Genomic DNA, 19,561 nt, shown 5'->3' with positions numbered 1-19,561 from the left:
GTGATCGGCGGGGCACGACAGGACGGAAGAAACGGGTTGATGTCCGAGATGAACGCAAATCAGGCCGCCGAGCGAAGCGCGTCGAGCGAGGGTGGCGGTGGGCGACCGGAGGGCCGTACGAGGCTCAACCGGACGCCCGAGTGGCTGGCACTCGGCAAGCACCGCGAAGAGCTGGGGCAGACGCATCTGCGAGAGCTGTTCGAAGCGGATCCGAACCGGGGCACGGGCTACACCCTGCGGGTCGGGGACCTGTACGTCGACTACTCGAAGCACCTCGTGACCGACGAGACGCTGGAGCTGCTGCGGGAGCTGGCGGCGGCGACGGGCGTGGCCGAGCTGCGCGAGGCGATGTTCCGCGGCGAGAAGATCAACACGACCGAGGACCGGGCGGTCCTGCACACCGCCCTGCGCGCACCCGCGGACGCGGTGGTCGAGGTGGACGGCGAGAACGTCGTCCCGGAAGTCCACGCCGTCCTCGACAAGATGGCGGCCTTCTCCGACCAGGTCCGCTCGGGGCAGTGGACCGGCTTCACCGGCAAGCGCATCAAGAACGTGGTCAACATCGGCATCGGCGGCTCCGACCTGGGTCCGGCGATGGCGTACGAGGCGCTGCGCGCGTTCACCGACCGCGCGCTGACCGTACGGTTCGTGTCCAACGTGGACGGCGCCGACCTGCACGAGGCGGTACGGGACCTGGACCCGGCCGAGACGCTGTTCATCATCGCTTCCAAGACCTTCACCACCATCGAGACCATCACCAACGCCGAGTCGGCGCGCGAGTGGCTGCTGGCGGGTCTCGGCGGTGACGCGGCGGCCGTGGCGCGGCACTTCGTGGCGCTGTCGACCAACGCGGAGAAGGTCACCTCGTTCGGCATCGACCCGGACAACATGTTCGGGTTCTGGGACTGGGTCGGTGGACGCTACTCCTTCGACTCCGCGATCGGCCTCTCCCTGATGATCGCGATCGGCCCGGACGCCTTCCGGGAGCTGCTGGGCGGCTTCCACACGGTGGACGAGCACTTCCGCACGGCGCCGCCGGAGCAGAACGCACCGCTCCTCATGGGCCTGTTGGGGATCTGGTACGGGGCGTTCTTCGACGCGCAGTCGCACGCCGTCCTGCCGTACAGCCACTACCTCTCCCGCTTCACCGCGTACCTGCAGCAGCTGGACATGGAGTCCAACGGCAAGTCCGTGGACCGGGACGGCAATCCGGTGGACTGGCAGACCGGTCCGGTGGTGTGGGGCACGCCCGGCACCAACGGGCAGCACGCCTACTACCAGTTGATCCACCAGGGCACGAAGGTGATCCCGGCGGACTTCATCGGCTTCGCCCGCCCGATCGGCGAACTGCCGCCCCCGCTCGCGGCGCAGCACGACCTGCTGATGGCGAACTTCTTCGCGCAGACGCAGGCGCTGGCCTTCGGCAAGACCGCGGACGAGGTCCGGGCGGAGGGCGTGCCGGAGCCCCTGGTCCCGCACAAGACCTTCAAGGGGAACCACCCGACCACGACGATCCTGGCGCAGGACCTCACCCCGGCGGTGCTGGGCCAGCTGATCGCGCTGTACGAGCACAAGGTGTTCGTCCAGGGCGCGGTGTGGAACATCGATTCCTTCGACCAGTGGGGCGTCGAGCTCGGCAAGGTCCTCGCCAAGCGGGTCGAGCCGGCGCTGACGGAGGGCGCGGACGTTCCGGGTCTGGACGCCTCGTCGAAGGCCCTCGTGGCCACCTACCGGGAGCTGCGCGGCCGCGCCTGAGCCCGTCGCCGCCCGGTCATGACGAAGGGCCCGCTCTCCCCGGGGAGAGCGGGCCCTTCCGTGTTCGGGAAGCCGCGTCAGGACGCGGCCGGCGGATACAGCCCCGCCGGGAGCTTCGCCGCGGCCGCGCGGTCCAGCAGCCACAGGGTGCGCGAGCGGCCGCAGGCCTGCGCGGCGGGCGCCTGTACGCCGCCCGCGCCGCCGAGCGCGATGGCCACCGCGCCCGCCTTGTCCTCGCCGGCCGCCAGCAGCCAGACCTCCCGGGCCGCCCGGATCGCCGGGAGGGTCAGCGAGACCCGCGTCGGCGGGGGCTTGGGTGCGCCGTGCACGCCGACCACCGTGCGCTCCGTCTCGCGGGAGGCGGGGTGCTCGGGGAAGAGCGAAGCGACGTGGGTGTCCGGACCGACACCCAGCATCAGCACGTCGAAGGTGGGGACCGGGCCGTGGTCCTCGGGCCCGGCGGCCTTCGCCAGCTCGGCCGCGTAGGCCGCGGCCGCGGCATCCACGTCCGCCCCGTACGGGCCGTCCGAGGCCGGCATGACGTGCACCCGCGCCGGGTCCACCGGGACGGCGTCCAGGAGGGCCTCCCGGGCCTGTACGTGGTTGCGCTCGGGGTCGTCGGCCGGGACGTACCGCTCGTCGCCCCACCACAGGTCCAGCCGGGCCCAGTCGACGGCGTCCCGGGCCGGGGCCGCCGCCAGTGCGGCCAGCAGTCCGTTGCCGTTGCGCCCGCCGGTCAGGACCACCGAGGCGCTGCCCCGGGCCGCCTGCGCGTCCACGATTTTCGTGATGAGCCGGGCCGCCGCGGCCTGCGCCATCAGCTCCTTGTCCCGGTGGACGACGACCTGGGGAGTCGTCATACCCATGGTGGTGCCGCCTTCTTGATAGTGCGGTGGGTACGTGTACCGCTGCGCGGAGCCGGACCCCCTGCCGGGGACGGCTCCGCGCAGCGGCTGCCGGCTACTTGGCCGAGGACTTCCTGGCCGGCTTGGCGGGCTTGGCCGCGGGTTTCGCGGCCCCGGCGTCGGCCTTGGGGCCGGTCACGGTCTCGGGGGAGTCCGTGGCCGTGACCTCGGCCGGTGCGGGCGCCGTCTTCGCCGGAGCGGCCGACGCGCCGGCGGCCACAGCGGCCTCCAGACGCGACACGCCGAACTTCAGCGCGGCCTCGTAGGTGTTGTCCGGGTCGAGCCGGCGCAGCTCCTCCGCGAGCAGCTCGGCCGTGTCGCGGCGCTTGAGCGCCACTGCACGGTCGGGCTGACCCGGCATGCACAGCGTGGCCAGCGAGCCGTCGGCCCGGTCCAGGACGATGTCGCCGTCCTTGGTCTCCAGCCGGACCGAGGTCAGGCCGGGGCCCTGCGAACCGGTCCGCCGGACGGGCACCTGGAGGCGGTCCGCCAGCCACATGGCCAGCAGCTCGCAGCTCGGGTTCTCGTCCTCGCCCTCGACGACCGCCGAGGTGACCTTCACGGTCTGCTGGTCCAGCGCGGCGGCCAGCATCGAGCGCCACGGCGTGATCCGGGTCCAGGACAGGTCCGTGTCACCCGGGGCGTAGGCCGCGGCCCGGTCCCCGAGCGCCTGCTGCGGGCTCTCGCAGGCGTACGTGTCCGAGATCCGGCGCTGCCCGAGCGCACCCAGCGGATCGCCCATCAGGTTCGCCGGGGCGCCGTCCGGCCACCAGACCACGACGGGCGCGTCCGGCAGGAGGAGCGGGAGAACCACGGACTGGGCGTGGTTGACCAGTTCACCGTGAAGGCGGAGCACCACCGTCTCACCGGTGCCGGCGTCCGCCCCGACGCGGACTTCCGCGTCGAGTCGGGCGTCGCGGCGGCTGCGCGGGGAGCGGCTGACCCGCTTGATGACGACGACGATCCGCGAAGGGTGTTCGTGGGACGCGTCGTTCGCCGACTTGAGCGCGTCGTACGCGTTCTCTTCGTCGGTCACGATCACCAGCGTGAGGACCATGCCGATGGCCGGCGTGCCGATGTCCCGGCGCGCCTGCACCAACGCGGCGTTGATCTTGCTGGAGGTGGTCTCCGTGAGGTCGATCTTCATGGCCGGCGCCAGCTCCGTCCGTCTCGTGCGAGCATCTCGTCCGCCTCGATCGGCCCCCAGGTGCCCGCCGGGTACTGCGCGGGCTTGCCGTGCTTGTCCCAGTACTCCTCGATCGGGTCGAGGATGTTCCAGGACAGCTCGACCTCCTGGTGGCGCGGGAAGAGGTTCGCGTCACCCAGCAGGACGTCGAGGATCAGCCGCTCGTACGCCTCGGGGCTCGACTCCGTGAAGGACTCGCCGTACGCGAAGTCCATCGTGACGTCCCGGACCTCCATGGAGGTGCCCGGAACCTTGGAGCCGAAGCGCACCGTCACGCCCTCGTCCGGCTGGACCCGGATGACCAGGGCGTTCTGCCCCAGCTCCTCGGTCGCGCCCGACTCGAACGGCAGGTACGGGGCCCGCTTGAAGACCACGGCGATCTCGGTGACGCGGCGGCCCAGGCGCTTGCCGGTCCGCAGGTAGAACGGGACGCCCGCCCAGCGGCGGTTGTTGATCTCCAGGCGGATCGCCGCGTAGGTGTCGGTCTTCGACTTGGGGTCGATGCCGTCCTCTTCGAGGTACCCGACGACCTTCTCGCCGCCCTGCCACGCCGCCGAGTACTGGCCGCGCACGGTGTGCTTGCCCAGGTCCTCGGGGAGCTCCACGGCCGTGAGGACCTTGAGCTTCTCCGCCACCAGCGCCTTGGGGTGGAAGGAGCCGGGCTCCTCCATCGCGGTCAGCGCGAGCAGCTGGAGCAGGTGGTTCTGGATGACGTCACGGGCCGCGCCGATGCCGTCGTAGTACCCGGCCCGGCCGCCGATGCCGATGTCCTCGGCCATGGTGATCTGCACGTGGTCGACGTACGACCGGTTCCAGATCGGCTCGAACATCGTGTTGGCGAAGCGGAGCGCCAGGATGTTCTGGACGGTCTCCTTGCCGAGGTAGTGGTCGATCCGGAAGACCTCGTCACGCGGGAACACCTCGTGGACGACCTTGTTGAGCTCCTCGGCGCTCTTCAGGTCGTGCCCGAAGGGCTTCTCGATGACGGCACGCCGCCAAGAGCCCTCCTTCTGCGCCAGCCCGTGGTTCTTGAGCTGCTGGACCACCTTGGGGAAGAACTTCGGCGGCACGGACAGGTAGAAGGCGAAGTTGCCGCCCGTCCCCTGCGCCTTGTCGAGCTCGTCGATCGTCGACTTCAGCGTCTCGAACGCCGCGTCGTCGTCGAAGTCGCCCTGCACGAACCGGCAGCCCTGCACCAGCTGCTGCCAGACCTCCTCCCGGAAGGGGGTGCGCGAGTGCTGCTTGACGGCCTCGTACACCTCCTGTGCGAAGTCCTCGTGCTCCCACTCACGGCGGGCGAAGCCGATCAGCGAGAAGCCCGGCGGCAGCAGCCCCCGGTTCGCCAGGTCGTAGATGGCGGGCATCAGCTTCTTGCGCGACAGGTCACCCGTAACGCCGAAAATGACCAGGCCGGACGGCCCCGCGATGCGCGGGAGCCGCCGGTCCTGTGCGTCACGAAGCGGGTTCGCTCCGTCTACAGACAAAGTGCTCAGGCCTCCGTAGGGGCGAGGCGCTCAAGCTCCGCCTCCGTGGACTTCAGCAGGTCGTTCCAAGCCGCCTCGAACTTCTCGACGCCCTCGTCCTCCAGCAGCTGCACGACATCGTCGTACGAGATGCCCAGCTTCGCGACCGCATCGAGCTCGGCACGCGCCTGCTCGTAGGTGCCGCGCACGGTGTCACCGGTGATCTCGCCGTGGTCGGCGGTCGCCTCCAGCGTCGCCTCCGGCATGGTGTTCACCGTGTTCGGGGCGACCAGGTCGACCACGTACAGGGTGTCCTTGTACGCCGGGTCCTTGACGCCCGTCGAGGCCCACAGCGCACGCTGCTTGTTGGCGCCGACGCGCTCCAGGGCGTTCCACCGGTCGGAGGAGAAGACCTCCTCGTAGGCCTCGTAAGCCAGACGGGCGTTGGCGAGGGCCGCCTTGCCCTTGAGGGCCTTCGCCTCGTCGGAGCCGACGGCGTCCAGGCGCTTGTCGATCTCGCTGTCCACGCGGGACACGAAGAAGGAGGCGACCGAGTGGATCTCGGACAGGTCCAGGCCAGCGGCCTTGGCCTTCTCCAGACCCGCCAGGTACGCGTCCATGACCTCGCGGTAGCGCTCCAGCGAGAAGATCAGCGTGACGTTGACGCTGATGCCCTTGCCGATGACCTCGGTGATCGCCGGCAGGCCGGCCTTGGTCGCCGGGATCTTGATCAGCGTGTTCGGGCGGTCCACCAGCCAGGCGAGCTGCTTGGCCTCGGCGATCGTCGCCGTGGTGTCGTGGGCCAGCCGGGGGTCGACCTCGATGGAGACCCGGCCGTCCTGGCCGTCGGTGCGGTCGTAGACCGGGCGCAGGATGTCGGCGGCGTCGCGGACGTCCGCCGTCGTGATCATCCGGATGGCTTCGTCGACGGTGACCTTGCGGGCGGCGAGGTCGGCGAGCTGCTGCTCGTAGCCGTCACCGCTGCTGATCGCCTTCTGGAAGATCGACGGGTTGGTGGTGACACCGACCACGTGCGACTGGTCGATGAGCTCGGCCAGGTTGCCGGACGTGATGCGCTTGCGGGACAGGTCGTCCAGCCAGATCGCCACGCCCTCGTCGGAGAGGCGCTTGAGTGCGTCTGTCATGGGAATTGCATCTCCTACTGGTTCGTGTACCGGTGTCAGCGCGCGGCGGCGGTGATCCCACCGATTTCATCAAGAGAGGCCTTGGCGGCGGCGGCCACGGCCTCGGGGGTGAAACCGAACTCGCGGAACAGCACCTTGGCGTCGGCCGAGGCACCGAAGTGCTCCAGCGAGACGATCCGGCCGGCGTCGCCGACGTAGCGGTGCCAGGTCAGGCCGACACCGGCCTCGACCGCGACCCGCGCCTTGACGGACGGCGGCAGGACGCTGTCCTTGTACGCCTGGTCCTGCTCCTCGAACCACTCGACGGACGGCATCGAGACCACACGGGTCGGGACGCCCTCGGCCTGGAGCGCCTCGCGCGCGCCGACAGCGAGCTGGACCTCGGAGCCCGTACCGATCAGGACGACCTGCGCCTGACCGCCCTCCGCCTCGAAGAGCACGTACCCGCCCTTGGCGGCGTCCTCGTTGCGCTCGTACGTCGGTACGCCCTGGCGGGTCAGCGCCAGACCGTGCGGGGCGCCCTTGCCGAACACCTTGGTGTGGCGGCGCAGGATCTCGCGCCAGGCGATGACGGTCTCGTTCGCGTCGGCCGGGCGGACCACGTTCAGGCCCGGGATGGCGCGCAGCGAGGCGAGGTGCTCGATCGGCTGGTGGGTCGGGCCGTCCTCGCCCAGACCGATGGAGTCGTGCGTCCACACGTACGTCACCGGCACGTGCATCAGCGCGGACAGGCGGACGGCGTTGCGCATGTAGTCGGAGAACACCAGGAAGGTGCCGCCGTAGATGCGGGTGTGGCCGTGCAGCGCGATGCCGTTCATGGTCGCGGCCATGGCGTGCTCGCGGATGCCGAAGTGGACGGTGCGGCCGTACGGGTCGGCCTCCGGCAGCGGGTTGCCCTTCGGGAGGAAGGACGAGTGCTTGTCGATCGTGGTGTTGTTGGAGCCGGCCAGGTCGGCCGAGCCGCCCCACAGCTCCGGGATGACCGAACCGAGCGCTTCGAGCACCTTGCCGGAGGCCGCGCGGGTGGCGACGCCCTTGCCGGTCTCGAAGGCGGGGAGCTTGTCCTCCCAGCCCGCGGGCAGCTCGTTGGCGTTGATGCGGTCGAACTCGGCGGCGCGCTCCGCGTTGGCGGTGCGCCAGGCGGAGAATTCCTTCTCCCACGCGGCCTTGGCCTCGCGGCCCCGGTCCAGCGCCTTGCGGGTGTGCGAGAGGACCTCGTCGGAGACGTCGAAGCTCTTCTCCGGGTCGAAGCCGAGCACGCGCTTGGTCGCGGCCACCTCGTCGTCGCCGAGGGCCGAGCCGTGCGAGGCCTCGGTGCCCTGGGCGTGCGGGGCCGGCCAGGCGATGATCGAGCGCATCGCGATGAAGGAGGGGCGCCCGGTCTCGGCCTTGGCCGCGGCCAGGGCCTCGAACAGCGCCTTCGGGTCGAGGTCGCCGTTCGGCTGCTGGGCGACGCGCTGGACGTGCCAGCCGTAGGCCTCGTAGCGCTTCAGGGTGTCCTCGGAGACGGCCGTCTCGGTGTCGCCCTCGATGGAGATGTGGTTGTCGTCCCACAGCAGCACCAGGTTGCCGAGCTTCTGGTGGCCGGCCAGGGCGGACGCCTCGTGGGAGATGCCCTCCTGGAGGCAGCCGTCGCCCGCGACCGCGTAGACCATGTGGTCGAACGGGGAGGTGCCCGGGGCGGCCTCCGGGTCGAACAGGCCGCGCTCGTAACGGGCGGCCATGGCCATGCCCACCGCGTTGGCGATGCCCTGGCCCAGCGGGCCGGTGGTGGTCTCGACGCCGGCCGTGTGACCGTACTCCGGGTGGCCGGGGGTCTTGGAACCCCAGGTGCGGAAGGCCTCCAGGTCGGCCAGCTCCAGGCCGAAGCCGCCGAGGTAGAGCTGGGTGTAAAGAGTGAGGGACGAGTGACCCGCGGAAAGCACGAAACGGTCGCGGCCGACCCACTCGGGATCCGCGGGGTCGTGCCGCATCACCTTCTGGAAGAGGGTGTACGCGGCGGGGGCCAGGCTCATCGCCGTACCGGGGTGGCCGTTACCGACCTTCTGGACCGCGTCGGCGGCCAGGATGCGGGCGGTGTCGACGGCCCGCTGGTCGAGGTCGGTCCAGTCGAGCTCTGTGGTCGTCGGCTTGGTGCTCACCGTGAGTCAGGGCTCCTCTCCACATGTCTTTGTTACCCGGTGACGAACGGTGCACCGGCGCGATTCCGAGCCTACCCCCGCGGCGGCGTGCAGCTATTCGAGTGCGCGCAGTCCGTCACAACGTCGACGGTCCGATCGGACCAACACGAGGCGACCCCCGCGCGGGGCGACGTAAGTGCAACGTCTACAGTGGCGTGGTACGTGCGAGCCTTCCGCGGACCTATATGTCCGGAGCTTGCTGGTTTCTCTGTCAGGGGTGTGCGTGACGGCCGTCGAATCCCGTCCAGCGGGGGTGCTCGGGACGAGCCCCGGTCACCGGCCGTTCGGGGCCCGGGTCATGGCTTTCGTGGCTTTGACCAAGCCGCGGATCATCGAACTTCTGCTGATCACCACAGTGCCGGTGATGTTCCTCGCCGAGCAGGGCGTGCCGTCACTGTGGCTGGTCCTCGCGACCTGCTTCGGCGGGTACTTGTCCGCAGGCGGCGCCAACGCGCTGAACATGTACATCGACCGCGACATCGACGCGTTGATGGACCGGACGTCGCAGCGGCCGCTGGTGACCGGCATGGTCAGCCCGCGCGAGTGCTTGGCCTTCGGCATCACCCTCGCGGTGGTCTCCACCCTGTTCTTCGGGTTCCTCGTCAACTGGCTGTCGGCCGCGCTCGCGCTCGGCGCGCTCCTCTTCTACGTGGTCGTCTACACGATGCTGCTGAAGCGGCGCACCGCGCAGAACATCGTCTGGGGCGGCATCGCGGGCTGCATGCCGGTGCTCATCGGCTGGTCCGCCGTCAAGAACGAGGTCTCCTGGGCCGCCGTCATCCTCTTCCTCGTCATCTTCTTCTGGACGCCGCCGCACTACTGGCCGCTGTCCATGAAGGTGAAGGAGGACTACGCGCGCGTCGGCGTGCCGATGCTGCCGGTCGTGGCGGGCAACAAGGCCGTGGCGCGCCAGATCGTCATCTACAGCTGGGTGATGGTGGCCGTCTCGCTGCTGCTGACCCCGCTGGGGTACACCGGCTGGTTCTACACCGCGGTCGCGCTGGCGGCCGGCGGCTTTTGGCTGTGGGAGGCGCACGCGCTGCACGCGCGGGCCAAGGCGGGCGTGACCGGCGCGAAGCTCAAGGAGATGCGCCTGTTCCACTGGTCCATCACCTACGTGTCGCTGCTGTTCGTCGCGGTGGCCGTGGATCCCTTCCTCCGCTGACGCTTCCTCCGTTCATTACCCGCCGGTAGCATGCTGTCCATGGCAGACACCACGGCGGACACCGCAGACAAGAAGCAGGACCGGAAGGCCGCGAAGCTGGCCAAGCAGATCGGCGCGTTCGCCAAGGAGCACGGCGGCGCCGAGGGCCAGATCGCGCACATCGGCCAGGCGGGCACCCGGATCGTCCTCGTCGGCACCGACGGCGGCTGGGGCGACCTGGTGGCCCCGACCTACGCGGTGGCCGAGCTCGCCGCGCAGAAGGCCGGCCTGACCCTCCACGAGGAGTTCGACGGCGAGTTCGCCGCCCGTGTGAAGACCGGTCCGTACGAGTGGTCGCGGATGGCCGGCATCCAGCTCGGCGGGGCGTCGAACCCGGCGGCCTGAGTCGGGCAGCGGCTCCGCCCGCCGCCGGCCGCCACCGGGAAGTTCCCCAGGTGGCCTCTCGGTCAACAGCGCGAGCAACACCTCACACCCCACTCACCCGTTAGGACGTGTGGAAGCCCCTTCCTCACGTCCGCAACGGGATGCCCGGATGATCGAAACGCCGCCCCTGGTGGACCAGTACTGCCACGGAGTGCTCCGCACGGAGCTGGGCCTCGGCACCTTCGAGGCCCAGCTGATCCGCTCGGCCGGCCCGGCCGCCGCCGGGACCACCTTCTTCGACACCCAGACCGGGTTCGCGGTACGCCGCTGGTGTCCGCCGCTCCTCGGACTGGAGCCGCACTGCACCCCCGCCCGCTACCTGGCCCGGCGGCGCGAGCTGGGGGTCGCCGAGGTCGGGCGCAGGCTGCTGCGCGGTTCCGGGGTGGCCGCCTATCTGGTCGACACGGGAGTCCCGGGCGACCTGACCGTCCCCAAGGAACTGGCGCTCGCGGGGGACGCCGACGCCTTCGAGGTCGTACGGCTGGAGCTGCTGGCCGAACAGGTCGCCGACACCTCCGGCACGGTCCCCGCCTTCCTCGCCAATCTCGCCGCAGCCGTCCACCACGCGGCCGCCGCGGCCGTGGCCTTCACCTGCGGTGCGGACGCGGGGTATCCCGCCGTGCTCGGGCGCGACCCGGAGCCGCCCGGTCCGGGCGAGGTGCGGGGGGCGGCCGGCCGGTGGCTGGCCCGGCGTTCCAAGGGCGGGGCCGTACGGGACCCCGTGCTCCTGCGGCACCTGCTGTGGAGCGCCGTGGCGACCGGGCTGCCGGTCCAGCTGCACACCGGGGCGGGCGCGGGCGAGCCGGGGCAGCGGCCGGAGCTGACCGATCCGGCGTTGCTGACGGAGTTCGTACGGGCCACCGCGGGGCTGGGGACCCGGCTGGTGCTGCTCGGCGGGTACCCGTACCACCGGCACGCCGCCCAGCTGGCGGCGGCGTTCCCCCACGTCCACGCCGATCTCGGTGCGGCGCCGGGGCAGAGCGGGCCGCGCACGGCAGGGGTGCTGGCCGAGGTGTTGGAGCTCGCCCCGTTCGGCAAGCTGCTGTTCTCCAGTGGCGGGCGCGGGTTGCCCGAGCTGCACGCGGTGGGCGCCCTGGTGTTCCGAGAGGCGTTGGGCCGGGTGCTGGGCGGCTGGGTCGGTGAGGGCGCCTGGTCCTGGCGGGACGCCGAACGGGTCGCGGCCATGATCGCGGCGGGCAATGCCCGCCGCGTCTACCGGCTGGACGAACGGGGCTGAGCGGGCGCGCACGAGGGGTCCGGGCCGGCGCGGCGCCGGGCCCCGAGCCCCCGGCGGCTCAGACGGAGGAGAGCTGCGGGTCGGCCTGCGCCGGGATCTCCGCCTGTGCGGCGGGCCGCTCGCGCAGGCTCAGCGCCACGCGGAGCACGGCGATCCACACCAGGCAGGAGCCGAGCATGTGGAGGGCGACCAGGACCTCGGGCACGTGGGTGAAGTACTGGACGTAGCCGATGCCGCCCTGGGCGAGCAGCACGATCAGCAGGTCACGGGCGCGGGCCCGGGTGTCGGTCGGTGCGTCGACCACGCGCAGCACCAGCCACATCGCGACGGCGAGCGCGCACACCACCCAGGCGGAGACCGCGTGGACGTGGGCGGTGGCCGACCAGTCGAACGGCATCCGCTCGATCTCGCTGCGGTCGCCGGCGTGCGGACCCGAACCGGTGACCACCGTGCCCGCCGCGACCAGCACCAGGGTGGTCGCGATCAAGGCCCACGACAGCTTGCGCACGGGACCGGGGACGCGCGGCCGGGGAGCGGTGTCGCCTTCGCGGGTGCGCTGCCAGGTCACCGTCGTGACGGTGATCAGGGAGGTGGCGAGGAGGAAGTGCCCGGCCACGCTGTACGGGTTGAGCCCCGTCAGCACGGTGATGCCGCCGAGGACCGCGTTGCCCATCACGATGAAGAACTGGAGCCAGCCGAGCCGCGTCAGCGAACGGCGCCAGGGCTTGGCCGAGCGGGCCGCGATGATGCCCCAGCCGACGGCCGCGCAGAGCACGTACGTCAGCATGCGGTTGCCGAACTCGACGGCGCCGTGGAAACCCTGCTCCTCGGTCACGATCAGGCTGCCGTCGGTGCACTTGGGCCAGGTGTCGCAGCCGAGACCGGAACCGGTCAGCCGCACCGCACCGCCGGTGACGACGATGACCACGCTCATGACGAGCGCGGCGAGCGCGGCCCGCCGGACGATCCGGGGTGACGGGGTCCAGCGGCTGGAGATGTAAGCGAGAGGGGTCAACACGGCCCTTATCGTACGCGGAGCCTTGTGCAAACTTTCACGAGGGGGTCCCCGCCCCACCGCCCGTAGGCCCGCCCGTCGCCGCGTCGGGTCCCGCGACCCGCCTGAACCGGGCCCCGGCGGGGTCGCCTTCCTCGTGCCACCAGACGCCGACGCGCCAATGGCCGCCGTCGCCCGGGTAGTCCGCGGACGCCGCGAACTGGCGGACCAATTCGTCACCTATGTCCTCAGCAGTCCTATTCCTCACTTCTGCCCCGTTGTGCCAAGGGTGTTCCTGTACGTTCCACAGTCCGTCAGGACCGCGCACCTCGAAGCGCCACACGGCGCGCCAGGGCGTGACCTCCAGCATCGTGCGCACCTGCTCGGCTTCCAGGTGCAGCCGCGCCGCCATCTCGGGCTCGGCCACCCCCTGGATCCGGGCCGCCACCACGGCCTGGGGCAGCAGGGGGTCCGGCAGCAGGCCCTGCCCGCGCAGGCTCACCAGGGAGTCGAAGGACAGGTAGCGCAGCCGCAGTTCGAGCTGGCGGCCGATGTGGTCGAGGGCCTCCTCCGCCTCCTGGGCCTCCTCGGAGCCGGGAGCCGCGAGCAGCAGTTGGCGGAATCCGCCCTCCGCGTCCACCGCCCAGGCCACCGCCTCCTCGGCGGCGCCCAGCTCCGCGAGGCGGTCCCCGAGGAAGACCTTCGCCTGGGCGAGGCCGCGGCGGTTGACCGGATCGTGCTGGTCCAGGCCCGCCCACACCTCGACGGCCGCCCGGGTCAGGTCGCGGGCGCGCTCGCCCGCCGCCCGCTCCATGGCGCTCGGGCCGCTCTCGGCCGCAGGGCCCAGCGGGTAGCGGGGCAGCCGGTCCCCGTCGCTGAGCGGCCAGGACAGCCAGACGCCCTGGTTGATCAGGCCCCGGGCGTACCAGCGGGCGTACTCCGGGGCGTGCGCGGCGGCCTGCTGCGCATGCCGCAACCCCTCCTCGACGGCGGACAGGGCCCCGGCCCGGTCACCGCCGGCGAACCGGCGGGCCGCCAGGTCGCCCAGGCGCAGGCCGAGCCGCGCCGCGCACTCGGGGTCGGTCCGCGCCGGTTCGCGCAGGGCGCCGATCAGCTCCGTGAGCAGCGCCTCGGCCTCGGCCGGCGCCGCCCGCGCGGCCCCCGACCGGATCCTCGCCCATTGGGCGTCCAGTCGTAGAACGTCTTCCCGTTGCGCCATGCCCGCCCCCCGGCGTCCTGGTGTGCACCGCCCCCGCGGGGCGGCGCACATCCTCCTGCCAGGCCAACGTCCGGGGGAGGCGATTCACTCCCAGCGGAAGAGCTTCGCGGCGGCGCCCAGCCCGAGGACGGCCCATGCGGCGAGTACGGCCACGTCCCCCCACGGCAGCGCGGCCCCGTTTTGCAGCACCTCGCGCAGGCCGTGGGAAAGCGCCGAGATCGGCAGCAGCCCCAAGGCGGACTGCACGGCGCCGGGGAACTTCTCCATCGGCACGATCACCCCGCCGCCGACCAGCAGCAGCAGGAACACCAGGTTGGCGGCGGCCAGCGTGGCCTCGGCCCGCAGGGTGCCCGCCATCAGCAGGCCGAGCCCGGAGAACGCGGCGGTGCCGAGCAGGACCAGGGCGGCGGCCGACAGCGGGTTCCCGTGCGGGGACCAGCCCAGCGCGAAGGCGATCGCCGTCAGCAGCGCGATCTGGAGCACCTCGGTGGCCAGCACGGACAGCGTCTTCGCGGCCATCAGCGCCCACCGCGGCAGCGGCGAGGCGCCGAGCCGCTTGAGGACCCCGTAGCGGCGGTCGAAGCCGGTGGCGATCGCCTGCCCGGTGAAGGCGGTGGACATCACGGCGAGCGCCAGGACGCCGGGCGCGAGGAAGTCCACGGAGTTCCCCGTGCCGCCCCCCTCTTGGACGGGCACGGTGACGATGTCGACGGCGGAGAACAGCACCAGCAGCAGCGCCGGGATGATCACGGTCAGCAGCAGCTGCTCCCCGTTGCGCAGCAGCATCCGGGTCTCCAGCCCCGCCTGCGCCAGGATCATGCGGGACACGGGCGCGGCCCCCGGGTTGGGGGTGAACGTACCGGCGCTCATGCGCGCAGCTCCTTGCCTGTGAGCTCCAGAAAGACGTCTTCGAGGGTGTGCCGCTCCACCGAGAGGCTGCTCGGCATCACCCCGTGCTGGGCGCACCAGGAGGCGACGGTGGCCAGCAGCTGCGGGTCCACCGAGCCGGTGACCCGGTAGGCGCCCGCGCTGAGCTCGGCGGCCTCGGTGCCGTCGGGCAGCGCCTTGAGCAGCGAGCCGAGGTCGAGGGCGGGCCGGCCGGTGAAGCGCAGGGTGTTCTCGGCGCCGCCGCGGCACAGCTGCTCGGGGCTGCCGTGGGCGATGACCCGGCCGGCGTCGACGATGGCGACCTCGTCCGCGAGCTGCTCGGCCTCGTCCATGTGGTGGGTGGTGAGGACGACGGCGACCCCGTCGGCACGCAGTTCCCGTACGAGGTCCCAGGTCGCCCGGCGGGCCTGGGGGTCCAGACCTGCGGTCGGCTCGTCCAGGAAGACCAGCTCGGGGCGGCCGACCACGGCCATGGCCAGGGCCAGGCGCTGCTGCTGGCCGCCAGAGAGGCGGCGGTAGGCGGTGCGGCCGCAGCCGCCCAGCCCGAGCCGTTCCACCAGGACGTCCACGTCGAGGGGGTCGGCGTACAGCTTGGCCATGTGGCGCAGCATCTCGACGGCGCGGGCGCCGGAGTAGACCCCGCCGGACTGGAGCATCACGCCGATCCGGGGGCGCAGGGCCTCGGCCTGGGCGATCGGGTCGAGGCCGAGGACGCGGACGGTGCCGGCGTCGGGGCGGCAGTAGCCCTCGCAGGTCTCCACGGTGGTCGTCTTGCCCGCGCCGTTGGGACCGAGTACGGCGGTGACCGAAGCCTTGCGGACGGTGAGGTCCAGCCCGTCCACCGCTGTTTTGGGGCCGTACCGCTTCACCAGTCCGCGGATCTCCACGGCGGGGTCGTTGCTCATGCGGGTGAGTCTACGGAGCCGGGGAGGGGGTTCCGGGCGCTGGGGTGGAAGCCCCTTTCGGTCCTGGGCGGCCATGAGTTTTTCCGGAGTGCGGTCCGGACGGCCCGGTCGGTTTCGGTGATCTTTTCGGAATTTCGACGTTCACCGTGCCGCCGTCCCCCATCGGCGGAGGATCGCTGGTGGGAGCCCTGTGCGGGGTCACCACAGGGGTCCCGGGGGATGGCGGAGCATTGGCTTCCGAATAACTCTGCGTCGACAAATTAGGTAACCCTTAGTGATAGAGGCCACCTGGCGTGGTCTCGGTCACGGCTTGTCGGGGCTCGACTAATTACGCAACAATGGCGTTGTGAAATACGGCGAACGGATGATCGAGACCCCCCAGGGGGAACTCGCTACCGGGGAGCGGTCAACCCGCAACCGGGTCGCGCGGTCCATCCTGGACCACGGTCCGTCCACCGTCGCCGACCTCGCCGCGCGTCTCGGCCTCACCCAGGCCGCCGTCCGCCGCCACCTCGACACGCTCGTCGCCGACGACGTGGTCGAGCCCCGTGAGCAGCGCGTCTACGGGACGCGCACCCGGGGCCGGCCCGCCAAGGTCTTCGCGCTGACCGACTGCGGCCGCGACGCGTTCGACCAGTCCTACGACTCCCTCGCCGCGGACGCACTGCGCTGGATCGCGCAGGCCGCCGGCGGAGGCGAGCAGGGGGAGGCGGCCGTCGCCGCCTTCGCCAGGGCGCGGATGGACGCACAGGCCGAGACCTACCGGGAAAGCCTGGACGCCGCCGCCCCCGCGGAGCGCACCGAGGCCCTTGCCAAGGCGTTGACCGCCGACGGGTACGCTGCTACGGCGAAGGGCGCTCCCGGTCCGCACAGCGGTGAACAGCTCTGCCAGCACCACTGCCCGGTCGCCCATGTCGCCGAGCAGTTCCCGCAGCTCTGCGAGGCGGAGACCGAGGTCTTCTCCCGCCTGCTCGGGACGCATGTGCAGCGCCTCGCCACGATCGCCAACGGCGACGGGGTGTGCACCACGTTCATCCCACGAGGCGCGGGCACCGCACAGACCAACACATCTGCATCTGCAAGTACGGCCGGGAGGAACCCCGCATGACCACGGAGACTGCTCACCCTGAGCTCGATGGCCTGGGCACCTACGAATATGGCTGGGCCGACTCCGACGCGGCCGGCGCCGCTGCCAAGCGGGGTCTGTCCGAGGACGTCGTACGCGACATCTCGGCCAAGAAGAACGAGCCGGAGTGGATGCTGAAGCTCCGACTCAAGGGCCTCAAGCTCTTCGGCAAGAAGCCCATGCCGACCTGGGGCTCCGACCTCTCCGGCATCGACTTCAACAACATCAAGTACTTCGTGCGTTCGACCGAGAAGCAGGCTGCTTCGTGGGAGGACCTGCCGGAGGACATCAAGAACACGTACGACAAGCTCGGCATCCCGGAGGCGGAGAAGCAGCGCCTCGTCGCGGGTGTCGCCGCCCAGTACGAGTCCGAGGTCGTCTACCACCAGATCCGCGAGGACCTGGAGGAACAGGGCGTCATCTTCCTCGACACGGACACCGCGCTCAAGGAGCACCCGGAGCTCTTCCAGGAGTACTTCGGCACGGTCATCCCGGTCGGCGACAACAAGTTCGCGTCGCTGAACACCGCCGTGTGGTCGGGCGGCTCGTTCATCTACGTGCCCAAGGGCGTCAAGGTCGACATCCCGCTCCAGGCCTACTTCCGCATCAACACGGAGAACATGGGCCAGTTCGAGCGGACGCTGATCATCGTCGACGAGGACGCGTACGTCCACTACGTCGAGGGCTGCACCGCCCCGATCTACTCCTCGGACTCGCTGCACAGCGCCGTGGTCGAGATCATCGTGAAGAAGGGCGGCCGCTGCCGCTACACGACGATCCAGAACTGGTCGAACAACGTCTACAACCTGGTCACCAAGCGCGCCGTGGCGTACGAGGGCGCGACCATGGAGTGGATCGACGGCAACATCGGTTCCAAGGTCACCATGAAGTACCCGGCCGTCTACCTGATGGGCGAGCACGCCAAGGGCGAGACCCTGTCCATCGCCTTCGCGGGCGAGGGCCAGCACCAGGACGCCGGCTCCAAGATGGTCCACATGGCGCCGAACACCTCCTCCAACATCGTTTCCAAGTCGGTGGCGCGGGGCGGCGGCCGCACCTCGTACCGCGGCCTGGTCGAGATCGGCGAGGGCGCCCACGGCTCCAAGTCGAACGTGCTCTGCGACGCGCTCCTGGTCGACACGATCTCCCGCTCGGACACGTACCCGTACGTGGACGTCCGAGAGGACGACGTCTCCATGGGCCACGAGGCCACGGTCTCCAAGGTCTCCGACGACCAGCTCTTCTACCTGATGAGCCGCGGTCTGACGGAGTTCGAGGCCATGGCCATGATCGTGCGCGGCTTCGTCGAGCCCATCGCGCGCGAGCTGCCCATGGAGTACGCCCTGGAGCTCAACCGGCTGATCGAGCTGCAGATGGAGGGCTCGGTCGGCTAGTCCCGACCGCCCCGCACCTCCGCAGCACCTCAATGACGTAGACCGTGTTCTTTTAAGAGAGCGAGCAAGACGACAGCCATGGCTGAGGCTCAGAACATCCCGGCGGGTTCGACCACCGCCGGCGCGATCGCGGTGGCCGCCGAGTCCACCGTCGCCACCCGGATGAGCGCACCCCCGTCCTTCGACGTGGCGGACTTCCCCGTCCCCCACGGCCGCGAGGAGGAGTGGCGGTTCACCCCGCTGGCGCGCCTGCGCGGTCTGCACGACGGCACCGCGGTCGCCAACGGCACCATGAAGGCCCAGATCGACGCGCCCGAGGGCGTCACCGTCGAGTCGGTGGAGCGCGACGACGCGCGCATCGGCAAGGCCGGCACCCCGGTGGACCGGATCGCCGCCCAGGCGTTCTCGTCCTTCGCCAAGGCCACGGTCGTCACCGTGCCCAAGGAGACCGTCCTGACCGAGCCGGTGCGCGTCTCGCTGCACGGCGAGGGCGGCACCACCTTCGGGCACACGGTCTTCGACGTACAGGCCTTCGCCGAGGCCGTCATCGTCATCGACCACACCGGTGACGGCGTGCGCGCCGCCAACGTCGACTTCCTCGTCGGCGACGGCGCCAAGCTCACCGTCGTGTCCGTGCAGGACTGGGACGACACCGCCGTCCACTGCTCCCAGCACAACACGCTGGTCGGCCGCGACGCGACCTTCAAGTCGATCGTCGTCACCTTCGGCGGCGACGTCGTTCGTCTGCACCCGCGGATCAGCTACGCGGGCCCCGGCGGCGAGGCCGAGCTCCTCGGCCTGTACTTCACGGACGCCGACCAGCACCAGGAGCACCGCCTCCTGGTCACGCACGACGCCCCGCACTGCAAGTCCCACGTGGTCTACAAGGGTGCGCTGCAGGGCGAAGGCGCCCACGCCGTGTGGATCGGTGACGTCCTCATCGAGAAGAGCGCCGAGGGCACCGACACCTACGAGATGAACCGCAACCTCGTCCTCACGGACGGCGCGCGGGTCGACTCGGTGCCGAACCTGGAGATCGAGACCGGCGAGATCGTCGGCGCCGGCCACGCCTCCGCGACCGGCCGCTTCGACGACGAGCAGCTCTTCTACCTCCAGGCCCGCGGCATCCCGGCCGACGAGGCCCGACGCCTGGTCGTGCGCGGCTTCTTCGCCGAGCTCGTCCAGCAGATCGGTGTCCCGGACATCGAGGAGCGCCTCCTCACCAAGATCGAGACCGAGCTTGAGGCGTCCGTCTGATGACCTACGTCAAGGCCTGTGCGCTGAGTGAGCTGGAGGAGAACACCCCCAAGCGGGTGGAACTCGACGGCACGCCGGTGTCCATCGTCTCCACCGAGGGGGAGGTGTTCGCGATCAACGACATCTGCTCGCACGCGAACGTCTCGCTCTCGGAGGGCGAGGTCGAGGACTGCATGATCGAGTGCTGGCTGCACGGGTCCTCGTTCGACCTGCGCACCGGCAAGCCGTCCGGTCTGCCCGCGACCCGCCCCGTTCCCGTATACCCCGTAAAGATCGAAGGGGACGACGTGCTCGTCTCCCTCACCCAGGAGTCCTGAGG

The 19,561-nt window shown here is 70.9% G+C and carries 17 protein-coding genes; 8 read left to right on the top strand and 9 right to left on the bottom strand.

What is annotated here, in order from left to right; all coding sequences use genetic code 11:
* The first annotated feature begins 48 nt into the window (after nt 1–48).
* Nucleotides 49–1,755, top strand: coding sequence for a glucose-6-phosphate isomerase (gene pgi, locus OG974_RS13035; protein ID WP_327282855.1), 1,707 nt, complete (start codon nt 49–51; stop codon nt 1,753–1,755).
* A 77-nt stretch (nt 1,756–1,832) separates the two neighbouring features.
* Here pgi and pgl read toward each other — a convergent pair whose 3' ends face one another.
* The 5 genes from pgl to tkt form a co-directional block, all read right to left on the bottom strand.
* Nucleotides 1,833–2,615, bottom strand: coding sequence for a 6-phosphogluconolactonase (pgl, locus tag OG974_RS13030; protein WP_327282854.1), 783 nt, complete (start codon nt 2,613–2,615; stop codon nt 1,833–1,835).
* A 100-nt stretch (nt 2,616–2,715) separates the two neighbouring features.
* Nucleotides 2,716–3,807 carry a glucose-6-phosphate dehydrogenase assembly protein OpcA gene (gene opcA, locus OG974_RS13025; RefSeq protein WP_327282853.1) on the bottom strand — a complete coding sequence of 364 codons (1,092 nt, stop codon included), beginning with the start codon at nt 3,805–3,807 and terminating at the stop codon, nt 2,716–2,718.
* Complete coding sequence (gene zwf, locus OG974_RS13020) at nt 3,804–5,330, bottom strand: glucose-6-phosphate dehydrogenase (RefSeq protein WP_327282852.1); 1,527 nt, start codon at nt 5,328–5,330, stop codon at nt 3,804–3,806. The genes opcA and zwf overlap by 4 nt, the downstream gene beginning before the upstream one ends.
* A 5-nt stretch (nt 5,331–5,335) precedes the next feature.
* Nucleotides 5,336–6,454, bottom strand: a complete 1,119-nt coding sequence (gene tal / locus OG974_RS13015; protein WP_327282851.1) for a transaldolase — start codon at nt 6,452–6,454, stop codon at nt 5,336–5,338.
* Between the two features lie 35 nt (nt 6,455–6,489).
* Nucleotides 6,490–8,595 (bottom strand): transketolase, encoded by a 2,106-nt coding sequence (gene tkt / locus OG974_RS13010; RefSeq protein WP_327282850.1) that lies wholly within the window; start codon nt 8,593–8,595, stop codon nt 6,490–6,492.
* A 256-nt stretch (nt 8,596–8,851) separates the two neighbouring features.
* Here tkt and OG974_RS13005 point away from each other — a divergent pair, with 256 nt between their 5' ends.
* The 3 genes from OG974_RS13005 (at nt 8,852) to OG974_RS12995 (ending at nt 11,459) form a co-directional block, all read left to right on the top strand.
* A complete protein-coding gene (locus tag OG974_RS13005; RefSeq protein ID WP_327285604.1) occupies nt 8,852–9,799 on the top strand; it encodes a heme o synthase in 948 nt (315 codons plus the stop codon).
* 39 nt (nt 9,800–9,838) lie between these two features.
* Nucleotides 9,839–10,183: a hypothetical protein gene (locus OG974_RS13000; RefSeq protein ID WP_327282849.1), complete on the top strand. Its 345-nt coding sequence runs from the start codon at nt 9,839–9,841 to the stop codon at nt 10,181–10,183.
* 148 nt (nt 10,184–10,331) lie between these two features.
* Nucleotides 10,332–11,459, top strand: a complete 1,128-nt coding sequence (locus OG974_RS12995; RefSeq protein WP_328762368.1) for an amidohydrolase family protein — start codon at nt 10,332–10,334, stop codon at nt 11,457–11,459.
* Between the two features lie 58 nt (nt 11,460–11,517).
* Here the strand turns inward: OG974_RS12995 and OG974_RS12990 are convergent, their stop codons facing one another.
* The 4 genes from OG974_RS12990 to OG974_RS12975 all read right to left on the bottom strand — a co-directional run bounded on the left by OG974_RS12990 (nt 11,518) and on the right by OG974_RS12975 (nt 15,465).
* Entirely contained in the window at nt 11,518–12,486 is a 969-nt protein-coding gene (locus OG974_RS12990) for a heme A synthase (protein ID WP_371646808.1), read from the bottom strand.
* Between the two features lie 25 nt (nt 12,487–12,511).
* Entirely contained in the window at nt 12,512–13,672 is a 1,161-nt protein-coding gene (locus OG974_RS12985) for a hypothetical protein (protein ID WP_327282846.1), read from the bottom strand.
* 84 nt (nt 13,673–13,756) lie between these two features.
* Nucleotides 13,757–14,542, bottom strand: a complete 786-nt coding sequence (locus OG974_RS12980) for an ABC transporter permease (protein ID WP_327282845.1) — start codon at nt 14,540–14,542, stop codon at nt 13,757–13,759.
* Nucleotides 14,539–15,465, bottom strand: a complete 927-nt coding sequence (locus OG974_RS12975; RefSeq protein WP_328762365.1) for an ABC transporter ATP-binding protein — start codon at nt 15,463–15,465, stop codon at nt 14,539–14,541. Before OG974_RS12975 ends, OG974_RS12980 begins: the two co-directional genes overlap by 4 nt.
* Nucleotides 15,466–15,829: 364 nt before the next feature.
* Between OG974_RS12975 and OG974_RS12970 the strand changes: the two genes are divergently transcribed.
* The 4 genes from OG974_RS12970 to OG974_RS12955 all read left to right on the top strand — a co-directional run bounded on the left by OG974_RS12970 (nt 15,830) and on the right by OG974_RS12955 (nt 19,559).
* The gene (locus OG974_RS12970; RefSeq protein WP_371646524.1) at nt 15,830–16,573 is read left to right on the top strand and encodes a helix-turn-helix transcriptional regulator; all 744 of its coding nucleotides are present in this window, start codon (nt 15,830–15,832) and stop codon (nt 16,571–16,573) included.
* The gene (sufB, locus tag OG974_RS12965; RefSeq protein ID WP_266630401.1) at nt 16,570–17,985 is read left to right on the top strand and encodes a Fe-S cluster assembly protein SufB; all 1,416 of its coding nucleotides are present in this window, start codon (nt 16,570–16,572) and stop codon (nt 17,983–17,985) included. Before OG974_RS12970 ends, sufB begins: the two co-directional genes overlap by 4 nt.
* A gap of 78 nt (nt 17,986–18,063) precedes the next feature.
* Nucleotides 18,064–19,242 carry a Fe-S cluster assembly protein SufD gene (sufD, locus tag OG974_RS12960; protein WP_327282842.1) on the top strand — a complete coding sequence of 393 codons (1,179 nt, stop codon included), beginning with the start codon at nt 18,064–18,066 and terminating at the stop codon, nt 19,240–19,242.
* Entirely contained in the window at nt 19,242–19,559 is a 318-nt protein-coding gene (locus OG974_RS12955; protein ID WP_053785806.1) for a bifunctional 3-phenylpropionate/cinnamic acid dioxygenase ferredoxin subunit, read from the top strand. The genes sufD and OG974_RS12955 overlap by 1 nt, the downstream gene beginning before the upstream one ends.
* Nucleotides 19,560–19,561: the final 2 nt, after the last annotated feature.

Origin of the sequence: Streptomyces sp. NBC_00597 (genome assembly GCF_041431095.1) — a bacterium.
Lineage (GTDB): Bacteria > Actinomycetota > Actinomycetes > Streptomycetales > Streptomycetaceae > Streptomyces.
Note: the sequence above shows the minus strand (reverse complement) of the source record. Positions and strands in the feature narration are given on the sequence as shown.